Source organism: Gloeomargarita sp. SKYB120 (genome assembly GCA_025062155.1).
Taxonomy (GTDB): domain Bacteria; phylum Cyanobacteriota; class Cyanobacteriia; order Gloeomargaritales; family Gloeomargaritaceae; genus Gloeomargarita.
Genome location: JANXAM010000028.1, coordinates 1 through 20,056 on the forward strand (window position 1 = coordinate 1; position 20,056 = coordinate 20,056).

Below are 20,056 nucleotides of genomic sequence, written 5' to 3' on the forward strand. Positions count from 1 at the left end.
GGGAGATACTAGGAGAACCCAAGGCGGGGCTGGGCCCTGCGACTCCAAAACTGACAAGCAGAGATGGCTTAGCTATAGCTATAGATGGAATAATTCGAGTGTGACAGTGTGACTAAAAATCCATGCGAGTAACTCATCAATAAACGCCTGCTTCTGTGCGGGTTCAATTGGTAATTCGCCGCGACGAAATTCTTCATCACCTGGAATGATTAGACCCGCCTGAAAATAGGTGCACCACTGGGCAACAGTTTTGGCTGTGACGGCAACCACTTTTTCAAACGGGAAATCGGCCTGGTTCTCTAAATAAAAAAGTTCAGCGGCGTATAGCATGGGGAATTAAAGTATACCTTCGTAAAGCTCGTTTAGCTCAATCTCAACATCCACGCTCGCTATTGTCACCGTTTCGTCTTTTGCTTGATGGACGCTAAACAGCCATTGGTTAGGGGCAGTTTTTCGATAGTGCTCAACACTAACTCTGTATTGGTCAATCAGCAAGTACTCCTGTAAGGTGTTAATTGTGCGGTACAGGGCAAATTTATCCCCCCGGTCATAGGCAGCCGTGGTATCTGAAAGGACTTCGGCAATGACGATGGGGTTCACAACAGTATCCTGTCGTCCTTCCTGCAATTCAATGGGTTGCCCCACGATCATAATGTCAGGGTAAGTATAGACGTTGCCGGCGGGAATCCATAGTCGCTGGCCGGTAATGAAAACCGTGTACGGTTTACCCCGCAATTGCATCCAAAGCAAGGCATAGAAAGCACCACATAGCCGGTTATGATGGGGTGTATTGTTGGCTACTGCAATAATTTCTCCATCTCGATATTCATGGCGAATTTCGGATGCAATTTCCATTTGAAAGTATGCTTCAGGAGTGCACTTTCTATTTATTAGATTATCACACACAATTATGCTATAAGTAAGTCCTTTTTACAACCAAGTCTATTCGTCCAGGCTTTACTAACGGTTCATTCTCTTCCGATACTCTTCAGCTAAGTCCAAAATATAGGAGTAGGTTTTGAGGGACGGGATTCCGAATATGTATGTCTGAATGCTGAATAAAATTGCGCCTATTAATAATAAGGGTAAGGTATATGGAACCCCCGGGAATAAGAACAAAACAAGAAAAGCTACTATGATTCTGCAAAATTCAAGAGCGTACTCTCTATCTTTAATCTCATGATTTAGAAGGATTCGCACTTCTCTCAGTCGAGACGCTGTTGTATAGCTTGCAATTTGTTGAGCCCACCCTTGCATCTGTCTAGACAACTGTTGAGGGCATGAGCTTAAATTTATCCTAAAGTCCCTATAAATCCAACCTTTTATATTGTCTGCCCTTGTAGAGGTGAAGCACTTCAGTATCTCAAGAAGCTGCTCCAGTATGTCAAAGAGATAAGGGAAAAGCCGGAGAAATATCTGCTGCACCCTGCGATCCCAAGACATAACAGGTACAAGTGTACCCCTGTGCTGCCTTGAAGAACGACTGCAAAATCTGTGGAACATTTCTGCAAGTTCTCCTTAATGGCACTTAAAATAATGGTAACCCACGAAACCGTTGAGCCGCCCAGGTGCGCTCGCCACAGGTGCGGGGGGTGGGAAACACTTTAGTGGGATTCGCCAATTGGTCTGGATCAAAAGCGCGGCGTAATTGCTGCATGGTTTCCAGGTCTTCAGGACTAAATAACTCACTCATGTAACAGCGTTTTTCGGCACCGATGCCATGTTCACCGGAGATACTTCCGCCTGCTTGAATACACAACTTGAGAATTTCACCACCCAGATGCTCGACTTCTTCTATAGCGCCCGGCACCGTGCCATCGTAGAGAATCAGGGGGTGCAAATTCCCATCGCCGGCGTGAAACACATTGGCAATGCGATAGCCCGATTGGCGACTTAAACGTTCAATTTCCTGCAATATCCAGGGCAAGCGACTGCGCGGCACCACCCCATCCTGCACGTAATAATTGCGACTAATTTTACCCATCGCGGCAAAGGCGGCTTTGCGCCCTTTCCACAAGCGCTCCCGTTCCTGCAGGTCCTTCGCCACCTGTAAACTGCGCGCGCCCTGTTCCCGACAAATCTGTTGCACCTGGGTCATGGCTTCGTCCACTTCCGCTGGCGACCCGTCCAATTCCACCAGCAAGACAGCGCCGGCATCGCGCGGGTAACATCCGGTCGCCACCACCTGCTCAACCGCGTTGATGCTCAGGTTGTCCATGATTTCCATCCCACCCGGAATAATCCCAGCAGCGATAATGGCTGAGACCGCTGCGCCCGCCTGGGCAATTGTGGTAAAGTCAGCGCACAAAACCTGCACACATGCGGGCGCTTTGAGAATATTCAGCGTGATTTCGGTGACGATGCCCAGCGTGCCTTCCGACCCCACCACCACCCCCGTAAGGTCGTAACCTGGCATTTCCGGCACCCAGCCCCCCAGATCAACCACTTCCCCCAGCGCCGTGACCAATTTCAGCCCGAGCACGTGATTCGTCGTGACACCGTACTTCAAACAGTGAACGCCGCCGGAGTTTTCCGCCACGTTGCCGCCCACGGAACACACTGTTTGACTCGACGGGTCGGGCGCGTAGTAAAAGCCCCAGGGACTCACCGCCTGCGTCACCCAACTGTTGATCACCCCCGGTTGCACCACTACCCGCCGGTTGGGAATGTCCACCTGCAGGATTTGCCGCATCAGGGCGGTTACAATAAGCACGGCGTTTTCTTCGGGCAACGCGCCCCCCGATAGCCCCGTCCCCGCGCCCCTGGGTACAAACGGAATCCCGTACTGGCGGCAGATGTGAATCGCGGCCTGCACTTCTTCCGTGGTTTTAGGCAGGACAACCAGGGGCGGGCGCTGGCGATAGGCGGTCAATCCATCGCATTCATAGACCAGGAGTTCTTCCCGGCGACGCACCACCCGGCGCGGTTCCAGCACGCGGGCAAAGGCTTCGGCGACTTGACCCCAATCCACGTTCACGGCACCCCTGTCAGGTCGAAATTGGCGGGGTCATACAGAAAGCGCACGGCGTCTTCTTCTAGGCGATGCACCAGCCAGGGTTCCAATTCCGTGCCATGCCGCAGGGCCGCCAGATACCCGTCTAAGTACAACCGCAGTTCATCCAGCGAATAGCCTTGGCGCCGCAATTCCACCAGGGCATCCGTCAATTTCTGGTAGTAACGAATTGCGCGTGCATCCTGTAGCATGGCCGCCCCCCCTTGTGACCATAGCCCTATTGTACTGAATCGAACCCAGCCGCTCCCAGCCAGCCCAGGCCCAGCGACCGTTGCCCATCCGTGGCATTGTCCAGGGGGCGAATTTGATACCGCTCTGGCGCTGGCGCTTGCAACGTCACTGGATACTGGCGCAATTCTTCCCGGCGCACCAGCGTCACCGTCACGGTCTCTCCTGGTCGCCACTGGTTGAGCAACTCCGGCCAGGTTTCCGGACGCACCTGTTGCCCATTCACCGCAACCAACTCGTCACCGGCGTCTATGCCCGCCCACCATGCTGGCGAATGCCGTAGCACCTGTTTGACAGTTGTTCGCCCCGCTTCTAGGGCAATACCAGTAAAAGGAGCTTTTCCAGGAACCGCCTGCAACGCCAACCCAAAATCCGCTAGCGCTTCCGCCAAGGGCAATGGTGCGACTCCTTCGATGTAATCCCGCCAAAAATCCCGCAAGTCTTGACCAGCGACCGCCTGAATGACTTGGTACAGTTGTGCGGGTGTAAAGCCCATTTGACCTGCGCCGAATTCCCGCCACATTTTTTGCAGCACGTCGTCAAAGGAACGCTGGTTTTGGTGGTGCTGGCGAATACGCAGATCCAACAATAGCGTCACTAACGCTCCCTTCAGGTAATAAGACACTTGGCTGTTCACACTATTGGCATCGCGGCGGTAGTATTTGATCCAAGCGTCAAAACTGGCTTCGGTCAAAGATTGCACGTCCCGCCCTGGCGTTTGGTAGTAGCGCGTGATTTCCTCGCTGAGTAATTCTAAGAATCGCTTGGCATCGTATAGACCCGCGCGCCAGGGAATCACCAAGTCGTAATAGCTCGTCACCCCTTCACAAAACCACAGCGATGTCGTGTAGTTTTCCTGGTCGTAATCAAAAGGAACCAACTCGGCGGGCTTGATGCGTTTCACATTCCACAAGTGGAAAAACTCATGAGCCACTAGGTTCAAGAACCGCTGGTAACCTTCCGGGCGGGTCAACTGGCGACGACTGTACAGGAGTGAACAGCAATTTGCATGCTCCAACCCCCCATACCCCTGCATGGGTAAATGCAACAAGAAAAGATATTGCTGATAGGGCAAACCCCCAAATATATTGGCCGCTGTCTCAACAATTTTGCTAATGTCCTGGAGCAATGGCTGGGCATCTACGGGTAGCGTCCCCCAGACCGCCAGTTCATGGGCAATCCCCCGCACGGTAAATGGATAAATGGCTTGCTGTCCCACCTCAATTGGGCTATCAACGAGCATGTCGTAATCCAGAGCGCGAAAGCAGTAATCGCCTAAGGGTTCCAGCGCTGTGCTGACCCGCCAATCGGGATAGGGTGGTTCAATCGTAATTTCGCAGGGAAGATGACGCGCGTCGGGAATGAAAAGAAAGGTGGCAGCGCCGTTGAGATATAAGTGCGTGTCATCCACATGATTGGTGCGCACCGATAGGTCATTGGCGTACAGGTCGTAATGCACTTCGATGTCAGACACGCCCGCAGTTTGGATGCGCCAGTGATTTTTACTGACTTTGCGCCAGGGCAATCCATGATTAACCCGAAAATTCTCCAGATGCTTGGCGTACTCCCGCACCAGATACGACCCCGGTGTCCAAACGGGCAATCGCAAATCCAGCGTGTCCTGGTTCCAGCCATCCACGTTCATCTGGATATGCACGTAGTGCGTCGCTGGATAGGGTGCCGAAATGCGGTAGCGAATCCGAAGCGTCATCTCGTTTTCCCCTCATCAGAACCTAGGCTTGAAATTGCAAGGGTTTTCCCCGCACCGCCTCATTAAATTGACCTTGATAATAAACAATTTGTCCCCCTACAATCGTCACCTGCGGCCAACCCGTTAACACCCACCCTTCAAAGGGACTCCAGCCGCATTTGGTCTGCAGTTCTTCCCGCCGCACAGGTTGCTCATGCTCCCAGTCCACTAGCACTAAATCAGCATCATATCCCAGGGCAATTTTCCCTTTATTGACAATGCCGTAGGCTTGGGCCGGTTTGGTGGATAACCACTGCACCACTTGCGCCAAGGTACACCGCCCCTTTTTCGCCTGCGTCAACATCAGGGGCAAGAAGGTTTCCACCCCTGGCATGCCGGATGGAGATTCGGGATAGGGACGCGCCTTTTCCGCCAGCGTGTGAGGCGCATGGTCCGTCGCCATGAAATCAATCACGCCGTCCTGTAACCCTTGCCACAAGACCTCATTGTCATGGGGTGTCCGTAAAGGGGGATTCATTTGCGCCAGCGACCCCAGCGTGAAATAGGCCGAGCGATTCAGCAACAGATGCTGGGGCGTCACTTCTGCTGTGATCCAGGGGCGTTTGTGCTGGCGTAAAAATTCCACCTCTAGGGCCGTTGACACATGCAGGATGTGCAAGCGCCGTTGATACTTGATGGACAATTGCACGGCCAGTTCAGTGGCTTGTAATGCGGCAATCTCATCTTGAATATCCGAATGCACATCGGGGCGGTGAAATTCCTGGGCAAATTGTTGGCGTCGCTCCAGAATGCGCTGGTGATTTTCAGCATGGACAGCAATTAACCGTTTTCCAGTGGCAAAAATCCGTTCCAAAACCTCAGGGTCATCAACCAACAAATCCCCATGCATAGAACCCATGAATATCTTGATCCCACACGTCGGTTGTACCCGATTCAGTTCCTCCAAGTTGTATCTGGTCGCCCCGATAAAAAAACCATAATTAACCAAGGATTTCTGGGCGGCTCGCTGGAGTTTGTCGTCCAAAGTGGCCTGGTCAATGGTTAACGGGCGGGTGTTAGGCATTTCCAAAAACGACGTCACGCCCCCCCTGGCGCACGCGCGACTGGCCGTGTGTAAATCTTCCTTGTGCTCTAGCCCTGGCTCCCGAAAATGCACCTGGGCGTCAATCACACCAGGCAACAGCAGCCAGCCTTGGGCATCGAGCACCTGGTCGTAGGCAGAGCGCCGGTCTTCGATGGTGATTTCGACAATTTTCCCGTCACGAATCCCGACATGGCACGGCTGCAACTGGCCCTGGTCACCGACAAGGCGGGCTTGGCGAATCCATAAGCTATCATGCGTATTGAACATCGGGGTCGCGCAACGCTAAGGAGCTTTTTTCATTATGGGGTTTGGCCGGGGAGCGATGGAGTGGTGGGATGAGTTGGAAGCCACCTTGTCTGCCAAGCTAGACGATTTTCTGCAAGCAAACCCTGACATGGCCGCGCGCCTAGAGCAAGAAACCCTAAGCGAACAGGAAGCCCAGACCCGCCGCCTGCTCCAGCAACTCGAGCGCGACCGCCAGAACTTAGAACAAAAGATTCGCAACACCGCCAAGGACATCCGCCTGTGGCACGAACGGCAATTGCTCGCCGAACAGGCCAAACGTCCCGATCTAGTCGCAGCGGCTCGCCAGCGCCAAGAAACCCTCATGCAGCAGGGCAAGCAATACTGGGCGGAATTGCAGGTGAACCAAAAGCGCCGCCAGCAGACAGAGACCCTGTTGCGCCAAATCCAGGCCAAGCGCCAGCAAAGCCCAACGACCACACCCAACCCCAGAACCGCATCCCCTGATGCTGTGGAACGGGAATTCCAGGCCCTGGAAATTGAACGGGAATTTGAAAAACTCAAGCGGGAGATGGGACGTTGATGCCGCCACTGCACCTGCTGTCGGTTGCCCAATTCACCGCACTGGAAAAGCCACCCTTACCAGCCCTGATTGCTAACATTCCTGACCAGGCCAGCTTGCTCCACATCTGCAACCATTGCCCTTACGCAACCTCGGTCTGTCTTTTTAACCACGAATCCGTCCTATTCCAGGGGGAACCCGCGCAATTGACTGAACAGGCGGGGAATTGGCCCTATCCCCTGCAACTGTACATCGCCGACCCGGTGCGCGAAAGCTACCGTGAGCTGGTGGACGTCGTTGCGCAACTGCGTCATCCCGAAACCGGTTGCCCGTGGGACTTGGCCCAAACGCCCCAGAGCCTAACCCCTTACATTATTGAAGAAGCCTACGAGACCGTTCACGCCATCCAAACCGGCCAGACCGCTGCGATTCAAGAAGAACTAGGCGATTTACTACTGCAGGTGGTCTTGCAGGCGCAAATGGCCCAGGAGTCGGGCCAGTTTTCGGTGGTGGACGTCGCCCAGGGGATTCGCGAAAAACTCATCCGCCGGCACCCCCATGTCTTCGGCGATTTAAGCGTTGAAGATGTCCATACCGTGCGCCAGAATTGGGAAACCATCAAGCAACAGGAACAAGGCCACTCGCTACCGGAAAAATTACAGCATTATGTGGCCACCTTTCCCCCCCTGATTGCCGCCGCTAAAATCTATCAGAAACTAAAATCCCGAAACCTGCTGCCGCCGGACTTCACTTTGGATATTTACAAATCCCTGCAAAGTTACGTACAGAACCCCACGCCCCAAACGCTAGGGCAATTGCTATTTGCACTCGTGGCTGCAGCGACGGAACACCATCTCGATCCACACCTGGCTTTAGAAAGCTTCAACCGGACCTGCTTCCCCCAACACCTTGATCCCTGACCTGCTTTCACCCATCTAGCACCCGCCGGCCCCACCCCGACACTAGACCTCCCGAATTGTTAACTTTTGTTGACGAGATAAAAGCTACTGCGACCAGCTGGAGCAATTGTTGCAACTGGTTAACGACCTCTTGAAAACTCGCTGCCGAACCCCTATACTGCTGTAGGGTTATGTAATCCCAACTACAAAATTTCCACACGTTTTCTAGGAGGAGAGCGCGTTGGCTAGGAGACGTAAGCGTAGGAGTCGGCGTCGTTTGGAAGGCAAGAAAATTCTGGAGTGTGTGCCCCAGTACGTGTTGGACAGTGGTGAGGACAAACCAGTGACTGCTGCGCGGCGATTCATCCACGCCCACGGTATTACGCCACCAGCGCTGTTGCTGGTTCGTCGCAATGAACATACGGTGGACCGGTATTTCTGGGCGGAAAAAGGACTGTTCGGGGCGCAGTACGTGGAAGAAAACCACTTCCTGTTCCCAAGTTTGCGCGCCCATGAAGCGGCGGTCAGCGCCACGAAATAGCGCCTGAAGGGTCGGTTTTCTGCCCTCGTCAGGGTGGCTGGGGACTGATAAGCTCGATGCTAGGGCGGGTGAAGCACCAATGGCCTTGATCGATCTCTTTCCCCAGCGCTGGCGGGTGCCACCAGGGTTTGTGTTGTCCCACTGGCAAACGGGGGCAAGGCTGGCGATGCGGTTGCTGGCGGGGCAATCGCTCTGGGTGCTAGTCTCGCCGCCGGAGATAGGAAGCGCGCCCCTGTGGTTGGATAGCCGAGAGCTGGCGCCAGGTCAATATCTCTTGCTGGTGCGGTCAGCGGAGTGGGTCCTGGCGTTAGGGGCTACGCCAGAGGGTCAGGTGGCTCACACATTTCTGCCCCAGGTGGTTCAGCGGATATGGCGCAGCCTGTTGCCCCGCGTGGCTGATCAAGAATTACTGGCGCAACTCCAAGCTCTACCGGAGCAGTGGCCAATGGCGCCGCTGTCAGTGGTGGAACGCTTTTACCAGGAGTGGTTGAGCGCCACCGTCCAACCCCCAGAGGAATGGGCGCGCTCGGTGCTGCACGAGATGTTCACCCCCTTGAGCACGATTGGCACTTGGACGAAGTTGCTGCTGAAATACCAGCCCCAATTACCTTTGCGGGTGGTGCAGGGCTTGCAGGCGATTGCCCAGGAGGTACGGGCGCGACAGGAACAGTGGCGTTCCTGGTTTGAGCCGCAAGCGACCCAGAGTCAAATGGAGGATTGGCAGCAACAGGCACAGGCGCGGGGAATTGCCCTGGATTTGCACCTGATGACGCCGTTACCGGAAGTCGTCTGGCACTTGCTGGCCCAGGTGATGCCTCTGTTGCTGGGAGAATTACCCCCTGGCGCCCATATCCAAGGCGCTGCCCACCAAAAGCAAATTGAACACAAAAAGGTCATTGCGTTGTATTTACAGTTCACCCCTCTGAGCGAGTCGCTGCGCTGGGGTGGGGGTTGGCAATGCAGTCCTCACACCGGTCGGCTCTATCCCAGCCTAGCCCACTGGCAAAAAGAACTGGCAGCCTTGGGGGGAGAATTGCACTGGCAAGCGCAGGGACTAGAGTTGCTGTTGCCACTCGATGCTCTCAGTCAACAGGGCCTGGGCGATGCGCAAGTCGGCGGGGGTTGTAATTTTTAAGTTGGTCTCTTCGCCTGGGACCACCTGCACAGGATAGCCATAGCGCTCTAGCAGGGCGGCATCGTCAGTCGTTTGCCAGTGTTCTGCTAAAGCTCGCTGGTGACAAGTTTTCAGCACCTCGACCTGAAACCCCTGGGGCGTCTGGGCGGCCCACAGATGCTGGCGCTCTGGGGTGTGGTCAATATAGGGTGGGTCACGGACGATTTTGATGGTGTCCTTGACGGGAATCGCGGCAATAGCCCCCACGGCTGTCGCGAGGGCGGCTTGGCAACGCCGGAACAGGTCGGGACTGGCCAAACAACGGGCGCCGTCGTGGACCAAAACGGTCTCGGCTTCAGGGGGCAGGGCTTGTAACCCATTCCAGACCGAAGCTTGGCGGGTATCGCCCCCGGGAATCCACTGCACTGGAACCGGCGAGGACAACTGGTCGCAAATGGCTTGGAAATCCGGCCAGTCTACGGGTTGCGCCATGACCCCCACCCACACCGGTTGCGCTTGGAACACCCGCTCTAGGGTCCAGGCCAGCAGGGGTCGCCCGAGTAACGGCAACAGTAATTTGTTCCGGTCATGCCCCATGCGTTTGCCCTGACCGGCGGCGGCAATCAGCACGTACATGACCGGTATTATCCCACGTTGGCTAGCTTACTGCCGTCGGCACCGCAATGATCTGGCAACTGCCGCTCTGGTCAATCGTGCTGTAGAACAGGTCGCACCAGACATCCGCCTCCACCGGATACCGAGGCACCCAGAACACCCAGTGCCGGTTGAGTTTCAGTTCGCTGCGCAGGGTGGGGTAGGGTTCCCGTTTCACTTGCTCCAGCACTCCGTAGGCCCGTGATTCCAGGGTTTCCAGCCAGACGGCCACCCGCTCCTGGGTTCCCTTACTCGTCTCCAAGGCTAAAATTCCATGCACGCGCACCTGTTCCCACCAGACCAAGGGGTCTCTCAGGTCTAAACCCCGCGCCTGCATGCGCCGCCACATGTCCCCCAAACGGGTTTTCACCAGCGTCTGCAACTGGGGAAGTTCGTCTAACTCGTAAGCAGTGTCTAAAACCTTCAACTGGCGGGCGGTCCGACGAAACCACATGATATGCGCAGACATTGTAACCTCCACTCCGATTTAGACACGGCTAGCCCTTCTAGCTAACCGGCTACGTAGAGGCGCTTTCTCCGCCCGCTTAGATTCCACCAGCGTGGATCATAGAGCAAGCCTAGCGCCATCGTCAAGGCATCGCGGGCCATCAGCGCCTGGGTTATGCTGGGAAATTAACGATACCCAACGGTATGAAAACCAGTGTTCTAACCAGTTGGTGGCGGAATCGGCTGGCGCGGTGGGGCGCGTTGATCCTGCTGGTGCTTTATACCGGGATGCTGTTTTCCGATTTTTTAGCGCCCTATGACCCCTACCTAGGCCGTGAAGATGGGACGTTACTCCCGCCTACAGCGATTGAATGGCGTCCTTGGCCCCACGTCTATCCCACCGCCCAAGGCCCTTTGAATCTGGAAACTGGCGAGCGGGAGTTGGTCGTGGACCGAACGCAACCGAAACCGGTGCGCTTGTTCGTGCGGGGTTATGCCTATGACTGGTTGAGATTAACGCTCCCGGTACCTCGGCGCACGGAGCGGGGTTGGCAGGTGCAGGATTGGGTGGTGTTTCCGGGCCTGCGCAGCGATTGGCATCTCTTTGGCGTGGACGCGCCGGCCTATTTGCACCTGCTGGGGACGGATGACCAGGGGCGGGACCAGTTCAGCCGGTTGCTGCTGGGCAGTCGCATCAGTCTGTCGGTGGGCTTGGTTGGCATTTTCATTACGTTTCCCATTGGGGTGGTGCTGGGGGGGATTGCTGGATACGCTGGTGGCTGGGTGGATGCCCTGTTGATGCGCCTGGTGGAAGTGCTCATGACCATTCCCAGCGTTTATCTATTGGTGGCGCTGGCGGCAGTGCTCCCACCAGGTCTCACGAGCGCCCAACGGTTTTTGTTAATCGTGTTCATCACGTCGTTTGTGAACTGGGCGGGTTTGGCGCGGGTGATCCGGGGGCAGGTGTTGAGCATCAAAGAGCAGGGGTTTGTGCAGGCGGCGCGGGCGCTGGGCGCGAGTCCCTGGGGCATTCTCTGGCGACACGTGCTCCCCCAGACCACCACGTATGTGATTATTTCGGCGACCCTGACCGTGCCAGGCTTTATCGTGGCCGAATCGGTGTTGAGCTTGATTGGGCTGGGGATTGAACAACCGGATGCCTCCTGGGGCAACATGCTATCGCTGGCGACCAATGTCTCCATCATGTTGTTGCACCCGTGGCTGGTGTGGCCGCCGGCGGTTCTCATCATCTTGGCGGTGTTGGGGTTCAATTTACTGGGGGATGGGTTGCGCGATGTGCTGGACCCCCGCCAGAGCGACCGTTAAATGTCCAGCTCGGCCCAACTCAATTGCGACGCGTAGGTTTCGATGAACTCGCGCCGGGGGGGCACCCGGTCGCCCATCAGGATGGTGAACAACCGGTCAGCCTCGGCGGCATCCTCAATGGTGACTTGCTTCAGCGTGCGGGTTGCTGGGTTCATGGTGGTTTCCCACAGTTGCTCCGGCATCATTTCCCCGAGCCCTTTGAAGCGTTGGATGGTGTAGTTAGCGTTGGCCGGTAGTTCCTGTTTCACCCGTTCCAATTCCCGGTCGTTGTAGCAGTAAATGACTTGCCGGGGCCGGGCGCGTTCCACCTTGTACAGGGGGGGACAGCCAATGTAGATATGCCCCCTTTCAATAATGGCGCGTTGATAGCGATAGAAAAAGGTGAGCAACAGGGTACGAATATGCGCCCCATCCACATCCGCATCCGTCAAGAGAATAATCTTGTGATAACGCAATTTACTGGGGTCAAATTCTTCCCCCTTGATACCGAGACCAATCGCCATGATCAGGGCTTGAATTTCCGCATTTTTGTACACCCGCGCGTCGTCCGTTTTTTCGATGTTGATAATTTTGCCGCGCAAGGGGAGAATGGCCTGGTTCCGACGGTCCCGCGCCTGCTTGGCACTCCCACCGGCGCTGTCGCCTTCGACAATAAATAATTCACATTCGCTAGGGTCCCGGCTGCTGCAATCGGCCAATTTCCCCGGCAACGTCGAAGACTCTAAAACCGATTTACGACGCACCAGTTCCCGCGCCCGCCGGGCCGCTTCCGCTGCTTGATACGCCTGAATCGCCTTATCCAAAATGGCATCGGCTACCTGGGGACGCATTTCCAAATAGTCTGTGAGATATTCCCCCACCAGGGAGTCCACAATCCCCCGCACTTCCGTATTGCCCAGTTTGGTCTTGGTTTGCCCCTCAAATTCCGGGTTGGGGACTTTCACGGAAATAATGCCTGTTAACCCCTCACGGATATGTTCACCGGCCAAGTTGGCGTCTTGTTCCTTGAGTTTGTTGCGCTTGCGGGCCAGGTGATTGATGGTGCGGGTGAGCACTGCTTTCAATCCCTCCAGGTGCGTGCCCCCGTCCACTGTGCGGATGTTGTTGGCAAACCCCAGCAAGTTTTCGCTGTAGGCATCGCTGCACCACTGCAACGCCACTTCGACGGTAATGTGATGGCGCTCGCCTTGGATATAAATCACCTCATCGTGCAGGGGTTGCTTTTCCTGGTTCAGGTAGGCCACATACTCGCGAATACCCCCCAAATAACAAAAGGTTTCGATGCGCGGCGGCTCCCGGCGATAGTCCCGCAAAGCAATGTGAATCCCCGCATTCAAATAGGCCAGTTCCCGCAGGCGGCTGGTGAGCAGGGTGAAGTCAAATTCGGTGGTTTCCTTGAAAATTTCTGGGTCTGGACAAAAGGCCACGGCTGTGCCCCGGCGCGGTTCCGTCAAGGGCGTACTCAACAATTCCGTCACCGGCTTACCCCGCTCGTAGCGCTGGCGAAACTCGCGGCCATCCCGCCAAACCGTTACTTCCACCCACTGGGACAGGGCGTTGACCACCGACACCCCCACCCCGTGCAGCCCGCCCGAGACCTTGTAACCGCCGTTATCGCCGCCAAACTTGCCCCCCGCGTGCAATACCGTCATCACCGTCTCCAGGGCCGATTTCCCCGTCTTGGGATGAATTTCGGTGGGAATACCGCGCCCGTTATCCGTCACCACCACCGACCCGTCGGGGTGCAAATCCACTTCGATATGGGTGCAGAAGCCCGCCAGCGCCTCGTCCACCGAGTTGTCCACTACCTCATACACCAGGTGATGCAACCCCTTCGGCCCCGTACTCCCGATGTACATCCCTGGCCGCCGCCGTACCGCTTCTAACCCCTCCAAGACTTGAATCTGCTCAGCACCATAGGCGGCTGTCATGCAAAAATCTCCCAGAAATACCCTAAAACGATACGCACCTCAAATCTGAGCTAATCTTAGCACAAAACGCCTAAAATCTCCTGCAGAATGGAAATGAGCAGCCATTTGCTAGGGGGGTGGAATCCTGGCTCTTATTGTGATTGCAGGGCCGACCGCCAGTGGCAAAACCGACCTGGGGATTGCTTTAGCACAAAAGCTCAACAGTGTGATTATCAACGCTGACTCTCGCCAGATTTATCAGGAGTTCAACATCGGCACGGCCAAACCCACCCCTGCGCAACGAATGCTGGCGCCCCATTACCTGATTGACTGGGTACCGCCGACAGTGGCTGTGACGGTTGCCGAGTATCAACAGGCCGCCCAAGCGCTGATTGCCGATTGCCATCGCCGGGGCGTGACGCCGTTGCTAGTTGGGGGGAGCGGGTTGTACATCCAGGCCGTGGTGCAGGGCTTGACCATTCCGCCGGTGGCACCCCAACCCGACTTGCGGCGACAGCTCTCGACCTACAGCCAAAGGGAGCGCTATCAATTCCTGCAACAGGTGGACCCGGCCAGCGCCGCCAAAATCCATCCCCACGACACCGTGCGCACTCTGCGGGCTTTGGAAGTCTATTACGTGACGGGCGTGCCCCTGTCTCACCTGCAAGGTCAACGACCCCCCACCTATCCGGTGCTGTTTCTGTACCTGGATAGCGAGTTCCTGGCCCAACGGATTGCCCAGCGCACTCAGCGGATGTTTGCCCAGGGGCTTGTGGAAGAAACCGCTGCTTTGCGCCAGAAATATGGGCCAGACCTGCCCTTGCTGAAAACGCTGGGCTACCGGGAAGTGGGCGCTTATCTGGAAGGGACAATAGACCTGGAACAAGCCCAAGCCCTGCTGATCCGCCACACCCGTCGCCTCGCCAAGCAACAACGCACCTGGTTTCGCGCCCAGGCGGGATTGGTGCGGTTAGATGCCGACCGGCCCGATTTGCTCCCTTACACCTGGCAAAAAGTCCAGGATTTTTTCACCACCATTGGCACCTAATCGGACTCGCGGGCGATCTGGCGGCACAGCAGCAACACGGGAATCATCCCCACTACCACTAGCGCCAGTGCCGGGCCGGACGCTTCCATCAACCGCGAATCCTGGGCGTACCGATACACCCGAATCGCCAGCGTGTCGAAGCCGAAGGGACGGATGATAATCGTTGCCGGCAATTCCTTCACCACGTCCACGAACACCAAAATCGCGGCGCTCACCAGGGTTCCCGCCATCAAGGGTAAATGCACCCGCACCAGCGCACTCCAGGGTTTATGTCCCAGGCTCCGCGCAGCCTCGTCCAATTCCGGCGCAATCCGGGCCAACGCTGCTTCTACTGACCCCAGCGCCAACGCCAAGTAACGCACCAGATAGGCAAAAATCAAGGCGGCGACGGTGCCCCCCACCACCATCCGTCCCAGCGTGCGGTCTAGCCAACCCAGGGTGATCAAAATGCCCACGCCAATCACCGACCCGGGCACCGCATAACCCATTGCTGCTAGCCGGGATAGCCATGCCACCGCACCGCCCCCTAGCAACCGTTGCCCGTAGCCGAGAAACAGGGCAATAGCCAGGGCCAACACCGCCGTGATGGATGCCAGCAGGCTCGTATTCCGCACCGATTCCCAAAACGTGGCGTCGAAGGTTTCCAGCCGGTAGCGCACCGCCAATTCCACCAAAACCCCGCCAGGAACGCCAAACCCAATCACCACCGGCAGAGCGCAGGTCCACCAGGCCGCTACTGCTGCTTGGCCCTTGAGCACAATCCGGGTGGCCAGTTCGCTGCTCCCTTTGTCGGCATAACGGGCCTGGCGACGGGACGCTAACTCCAGCGCCATGAGAGCAAAGACGAACAGCAGTAAACACACCGACAACTGGGTAGCAGCGATGCGGTCCCCCATGTTGAACCAGGTGCGGTAAATACCCGTCGTCAAAACCGGCACGCCAAAATAATCCACCACGCCAAAGTCCGCCAGGGTCTCCATCAGCGCCAGCGCCAACCCCGCCATGACCGCCGGACGCGCCAGGGGCAAAGCCACCCGCCAAAAGGTTTCCCAGGGGGAATGCCCCAGTAACCGGCTCGCTTCTACCAAGGCCCGCGACTGTTGCCGGAAACTCACCCGCGCCAGCAGATAGACGTAGGGGTACAGCACGCAGATGAACATCACGATGGCCCCTGGCAACGACCGGATATTCGGGAACCAGTACTGTCCCACTTGCCAGCCCGTCACCTGGCGCAACCAGCGCTGCACCGGCCCAAACACCTCCAGCAATTCCGCGTAGGCAAAGGCCAGCACATAGGCCGGCGCGGCAAAGGGCAACACCAGCGCCCATTCCCAAAACCGTCGCCCTGGAAATTCACAAACGCCTACCAGCCAGGCCGTTGCGACCCCCATAACTACCACGCCAATGCTTACGCCAGCGGCCAGGATGAGCGTATTAGTGATGTACTCTGGTAAAACCGTGCTCAGCAGGTGTTGCCACACCTCTGGGCGGGGCGTAAAGACGCTGGCCAGCACCACCAAGACGGGGATCAGAAACAAACCGGCGACGAGCAAACCACCCCAAAACCAAACCGACGACCATTGCCGCAACGGATGCACCATGCCTTACACTGGAGTACGATCTGTTGAACTTATTTTGCAATAAAGGTGACGCCAAAATGCCCACAATAGCGACACCACTTCTTCAGGTCACCGGCTTGAGCTATTGGTTTCCGCGCCAGAAGCAGCCCACTTTGACGGATATTCACTTGACCCTCGCGCCGGGGGAAATCCTTGGCTTGCTCGGGGCGTCGGGTTGTGGCAAAACCACCTTACTGCGATTAATTGCTGGTTTTATAGCACCCACCAGCGGTAGGATTGCGCTCGCAGGTCAGCCAGTCGCCGGTGACGGGCAATGGGTGCCTCCCGAACAGCGCCGGGTAGGGATGGTGTTTCAGGATTTTGCCCTGTTCCCGCACCTGCGGGTTTGGAAAAATGTCGCGTTTGGGCTAGGACATCTTTCACCAGCGGCGCGTCAAGAACGGGTCCGGCAGGTTTTAGAGCTGGTGAAATTGCAAGACTACGGCAACCGCTATCCCCATCAGCTCTCGGGCGGTCAGCAACAGCGGGTGGCGCTAGCGCGGGCCTTGGCTCCCCATCCCCGCTTGCTCCTGCTGGATGAACCCCTGTCCAACTTGGATGCCCAGGTTCGGCAACAACTGCGGCACGAAATCCGGCGGATTCTCAAGCGCACCGGCACCGGCGGGATTTTCGTCACCCACGACCAGGAAGAAGCCTTTGCTGTGTGCGACCGGGTGGCGGTGTTGCACCAGGGACGGATTGAACAGGTCGGGACGCCCGCCGAACTCTACCAAAATCCGGCGTCGCGGGTGGTGGCGGAATTGGTGACCCAGGCGAACTGGTTGCCGGCGGTGCCCCAAGGAAATGCCACCTGGCAAACGGACATTGGTTTGGTGACGGATTTGCCAGCGCCAGAACCGGTTGCCAGCCCTTGCGAGTTGATGATTCCCCAGGAGAGTGTGTGCCTAGAACCCGATGACCACGGCGAATCGGTGGTCCAGGATGGGCAGTTTCTCGGGCGCGAATATCGCTACTGTTTGACCACGCCATCGGGGCGGGAATTGCATGCACGGGTGCGCCAGGGACCCCTCCTACCAGCCGGAACGCGCGTGCGGCTGCGGGTCAAACCGGAAGGGGTGCGCGTGTTTGCCCAACCAGCGCGCTGACTTCCATGCCCGATGGACGCGACCTACGCCAGTACCAGCGACTCGCCATCCAGCCCCAGCAAATCCAGGACCAGCAGGTGCAACTTACGCCTGGGCAACGCCATTACCTGGAACGGGTCCTGCGCCTGCGAACCGGAGACTCCTTTATCGCGATGGACGGCCAGGGGCACTGGTGGCTGGCGCAATTAACTGGCCCATCCCGCGCGCAAATCGGGGAACCGCTGCCTGTGGACTGTGAACTCCCGGCACCCGTCGCACTTCTGATGGGAATTCCCAAGGGCGATGGGATAGAACAGGTGATCCGCCAGACCACGGAATTGGGTGTGCGGCAGATCATTCCCCTGCTAACCGAACGCACCCAAGTCCACCCCAGTCCGGCACGCCACCAGCGCTGGCAACGCATCGCCACGGAAGCCGCCGAACAGTCCTGGCGCCAGTGGATTCCTCGGATTGCGCCCGCCCAATCGCTGGCCGATGCCTGGTCGCAAGTGGCGACAATGCGCTGTTTGGTGTGTGCGCTGGATACCAATGCTCCCCACCTGCGCGATGTACTCGGTCCAGAACCGGAACCGCTGGCGCTATGCATCGGGCCGGAAGGGGGGTGGAGCGACACTGAAATGGCCTGGTTCCGAGCGCAGGGGGCGACGTTGGTTTCCTTGGGCAGGCGGGTGCTCCGTAGCGTCACGGCGCCGGTGGTTGCTCTGGCTCTGGTTGCGGCATCATGGGAAAGGTAGTGGGAGCGATGGGTTATGACAGTCACCTACGCCCGCGAGTGGGATTTGTCCGTGCTGTACCAGGACTTGGACGACCCTCGCTTGGAACAGGATTTACAGGACCTGCAAGCGCAAGCGACCACCTTTCGCCAGCAGTACCGGGGGCGGGTGGCGGAACTCACGCCCGAACAGGTGCGCACGGCGCTGCAAACATTGGAAGCTCTATGGGAGCGGCTGGGATACTGCTGGGCCTATCCAGCGCTGCGCTTTGCCGCTGACACCCGCCATACCCAAGCGCGGCAAGTCTTGGACCACGTGCGCCAGGCGGCTACAGCCATCGAAAACCAGGTGTTGTTTTTCGCGCTGGAATTGCAACAACTTCCATCCGAACAACTCGCCGCTTTGGCCGCCTCACCCGTGCTGGCGACTTACCGGCACTACCTAGAGCGCCTACGGTTGACCCAGCCCTACCAACTCCCCGAAGCGGTGGAACAAACCCGCAACCAGGACAGTTTGACGGGGCGGCAGGCGTTTATCCAGTTGCATACGTTGCACCAGGGGTCGTTGCGTTACCGTCCCGTGACCACGCCTGAAGGCAAAACCGCCCAACTGGAAGCGGAACTGGGCGCGTTGCTGATGCATCCCGACCCCGACACCCGTTACCAGGCCTACACCAGCATCCGGGAGCAGTTGGCCGAACACAACCTGCTCTACGGCTACATCCTCAACACCATTGCCCAGGACCACCGGTTGGAAAACCAGATGCGGGGGTATCCCTCCACCCTGGCGAAGCAATTGCTGGCCGATGAAGTGCCAGAAACGGTGTTCAACGCCATCATGCAGGGGACAGCGGCGCGTTACGACCTATTTCAACGCTACTACCGGCGCAAGGGCGACGTGCTGGGGATGAAAATCCGCACCTGTGACGTGATAGCGCCTTGGCCAACCACGCAACCAGTGGACTTGCAGGTGGACTACGACCGGGGGGTGGAACTGCTGCTGGCGGCGTTGGAGCAATTCAGTCCAGCGTACCGGCAACGGGCGGAAACATTTTTCCGGCGGCGGTGGGTGGATGCCCAAGTGCGACCGGGGAAACAGGGCGGGGCCTTTTGTTCCTACGTGCATGGCAAAAATAGTTTTCTGCTGCTTTCGTACACCGATGATTACAATTCCCTGTTCACGCTGGCCCATGAACTCGGGCATGGGTTGCATTTCGCCTGGATTGGGGAAAACCAAACCTATTTCAACAGCAATCCCCCGATGGTCTTGGCGGAAGTGGCATCGGTCTTTAACGAGTTATTACTGCTGGACTATTTACTGGCCCAAGCCCATGACCAGCGGGATTTACAGCGCGTTTTGCTGGTGCGCTTGATTGAAGACCAATTGAATTTGTTGTTCCGGCAAAGCACCATTAGCCGCTTGGAATTAGCGATTCATGAACGGGCCGCCCAAGGAAGTTTTGACCACGAATTTGTCAATCAAACCTGGCTGGCGCTCTATCAACAACTGTGTGGTGACGCCGTGGACGTTTTGCCGGAACACGCGGTGGACTGGGCGCGGATTAGTCACATCTTTTTCAAACCCTTTTATTGCTACCAGTACACAGCGTCCAGCATCGTGAGCCTGGCCTGTTACCAGCAATATCGCCAGCACGGTCAGGACTTTATCCCAGGTTATTCGGAGTTGCTGGCCAGCGGCGGCTCGCAGGACCAGATTGCAGCACTACGACAGTATGTGGGGGTGGATTTAACGCAACCGGCGACGATCACGGCGGCTTTGGACACGATTGCGGAATTGCTGGACCGGCTAGAAGCAACGCTGTGACCCTGATAAGCTGA

19 protein-coding genes are annotated in these 20,056 nt (G+C 57.1%); 9 read left to right on the forward strand and 10 right to left on the reverse strand.

All coding sequences use genetic code 11. The features are described from left to right. Positions 1-78 precede the first annotated feature (78 nt). From NZ705_09775 to NZ705_09800, 6 genes are all read right to left on the reverse strand, one after another. On the reverse strand, positions 79-330 hold the full coding sequence (locus tag NZ705_09775) for a hypothetical protein (protein ID MCS7293238.1): 252 nt from the start codon (positions 328-330) through the stop codon (positions 79-81). A gap of 6 nt (positions 331-336) precedes the next feature. Next, a complete protein-coding gene (locus NZ705_09780) occupies positions 337-906 on the reverse strand; it encodes a Uma2 family endonuclease (protein MCS7293239.1) in 570 nt (189 codons plus the stop codon). A 622-nt stretch (positions 907-1,528) separates the two neighbouring features. Further along, positions 1,529-2,977, reverse strand: coding sequence for an FAD-binding protein (locus NZ705_09785; protein MCS7293240.1), 1,449 nt, complete (start codon positions 2,975-2,977; stop codon positions 1,529-1,531). Beyond that, complete coding sequence (locus tag NZ705_09790) at positions 2,974-3,204, reverse strand: hypothetical protein (GenBank protein ID MCS7293241.1); 231 nt, start codon at positions 3,202-3,204, stop codon at positions 2,974-2,976. Before NZ705_09790 ends, NZ705_09785 begins: the two co-directional genes overlap by 4 nt. A 26-nt stretch (positions 3,205-3,230) precedes the next feature. Beyond that, positions 3,231-4,952 carry a M61 family metallopeptidase gene (locus NZ705_09795; GenBank protein MCS7293242.1) on the reverse strand — a complete coding sequence of 574 codons (1,722 nt, stop codon included), beginning with the start codon at positions 4,950-4,952 and terminating at the stop codon, positions 3,231-3,233. A 22-nt stretch (positions 4,953-4,974) separates the two neighbouring features. After that, positions 4,975-6,303, reverse strand: coding sequence for a dihydroorotase (locus NZ705_09800; protein ID MCS7293243.1), 1,329 nt, complete (start codon positions 6,301-6,303; stop codon positions 4,975-4,977). Between the two features lie 34 nt (positions 6,304-6,337). Between NZ705_09800 and NZ705_09805 the strand changes: the two genes are divergently transcribed. The 4 genes from NZ705_09805 to NZ705_09820 all read left to right on the forward strand — a co-directional run bounded on the left by NZ705_09805 (position 6,338) and on the right by NZ705_09820 (position 9,416). Continuing rightward, entirely contained in the window at positions 6,338-6,862 is a 525-nt protein-coding gene (locus NZ705_09805) for a hypothetical protein (GenBank protein ID MCS7293244.1), read from the forward strand. Next, positions 6,862-7,761 (forward strand): MazG family protein, encoded by a 900-nt coding sequence (locus NZ705_09810; protein ID MCS7293245.1) that lies wholly within the window; start codon positions 6,862-6,864, stop codon positions 7,759-7,761. The genes NZ705_09805 and NZ705_09810 overlap by 1 nt, the downstream gene beginning before the upstream one ends. A 220-nt stretch (positions 7,762-7,981) precedes the next feature. Beyond that, on the forward strand, positions 7,982-8,281 hold the full coding sequence (locus NZ705_09815; protein MCS7293246.1) for a DUF3155 domain-containing protein: 300 nt from the start codon (positions 7,982-7,984) through the stop codon (positions 8,279-8,281). 79 nt (positions 8,282-8,360) lie between these two features. Beyond that, the gene (locus tag NZ705_09820; GenBank protein MCS7293247.1) at positions 8,361-9,416 is read left to right on the forward strand and encodes a hypothetical protein; all 1,056 of its coding nucleotides are present in this window, start codon (positions 8,361-8,363) and stop codon (positions 9,414-9,416) included. On the opposite strand, the gene ispD is transcribed toward NZ705_09820, so the two are convergent. Next, on the reverse strand, positions 9,336-10,031 hold the full coding sequence (ispD, locus tag NZ705_09825) for a 2-C-methyl-D-erythritol 4-phosphate cytidylyltransferase (protein ID MCS7293248.1): 696 nt from the start codon (positions 10,029-10,031) through the stop codon (positions 9,336-9,338). The two genes, NZ705_09820 and ispD, sit on opposite strands and share 81 nt — an antisense overlap. 22 nt (positions 10,032-10,053) lie before the next feature. Further along, a complete protein-coding gene (locus NZ705_09830) occupies positions 10,054-10,503 on the reverse strand; it encodes a hypothetical protein (protein ID MCS7293249.1) in 450 nt (149 codons plus the stop codon). Between the two features lie 197 nt (positions 10,504-10,700). On the opposite strand from NZ705_09830, the gene NZ705_09835 reads away from it, so the two are divergent. Then, positions 10,701-11,822, forward strand: coding sequence for an ABC transporter permease (locus NZ705_09835; protein ID MCS7293250.1), 1,122 nt, complete (start codon positions 10,701-10,703; stop codon positions 11,820-11,822). Here NZ705_09835 and gyrB read toward each other — a convergent pair. Then, positions 11,819-13,753, reverse strand: a complete 1,935-nt coding sequence (gene gyrB / locus NZ705_09840; protein MCS7293251.1) for a DNA topoisomerase (ATP-hydrolyzing) subunit B — start codon at positions 13,751-13,753, stop codon at positions 11,819-11,821. The genes NZ705_09835 and gyrB overlap by 4 nt on opposite strands. A gap of 136 nt (positions 13,754-13,889) precedes the next feature. Here gyrB and miaA point away from each other — a divergent pair, with 136 nt between their 5' ends. Continuing rightward, the gene (miaA, locus tag NZ705_09845; protein ID MCS7293252.1) at positions 13,890-14,780 is read left to right on the forward strand and encodes a tRNA (adenosine(37)-N6)-dimethylallyltransferase MiaA; all 891 of its coding nucleotides are present in this window, start codon (positions 13,890-13,892) and stop codon (positions 14,778-14,780) included. Here the strand turns inward: miaA and NZ705_09850 are convergent. Then, positions 14,777-16,381, reverse strand: coding sequence for an iron ABC transporter permease (locus tag NZ705_09850; protein MCS7293253.1), 1,605 nt, complete (start codon positions 16,379-16,381; stop codon positions 14,777-14,779). The two genes, miaA and NZ705_09850, sit on opposite strands and share 4 nt — an antisense overlap. 56 nt (positions 16,382-16,437) lie before the next feature. Here NZ705_09850 and NZ705_09855 point away from each other — a divergent pair, with 56 nt between their 5' ends. Genes NZ705_09855 through NZ705_09865 form a run of 3 tightly spaced genes read left to right on the forward strand, consistent with a single transcriptional unit; the run spans position 16,438 to position 20,042 of the window. Continuing rightward, positions 16,438-17,505 carry an ABC transporter ATP-binding protein gene (locus NZ705_09855; protein MCS7293254.1) on the forward strand — a complete coding sequence of 356 codons (1,068 nt, stop codon included), beginning with the start codon at positions 16,438-16,440 and terminating at the stop codon, positions 17,503-17,505. A 5-nt stretch (positions 17,506-17,510) separates the two neighbouring features. Then, positions 17,511-18,239, forward strand: coding sequence for a 16S rRNA (uracil(1498)-N(3))-methyltransferase (locus NZ705_09860; protein ID MCS7293255.1), 729 nt, complete (start codon positions 17,511-17,513; stop codon positions 18,237-18,239). A gap of 15 nt (positions 18,240-18,254) precedes the next feature. Next, entirely contained in the window at positions 18,255-20,042 is a 1,788-nt protein-coding gene (locus NZ705_09865) for a M3 family metallopeptidase (protein MCS7293256.1), read from the forward strand. Positions 20,043-20,056: the final 14 nt, after the last annotated feature.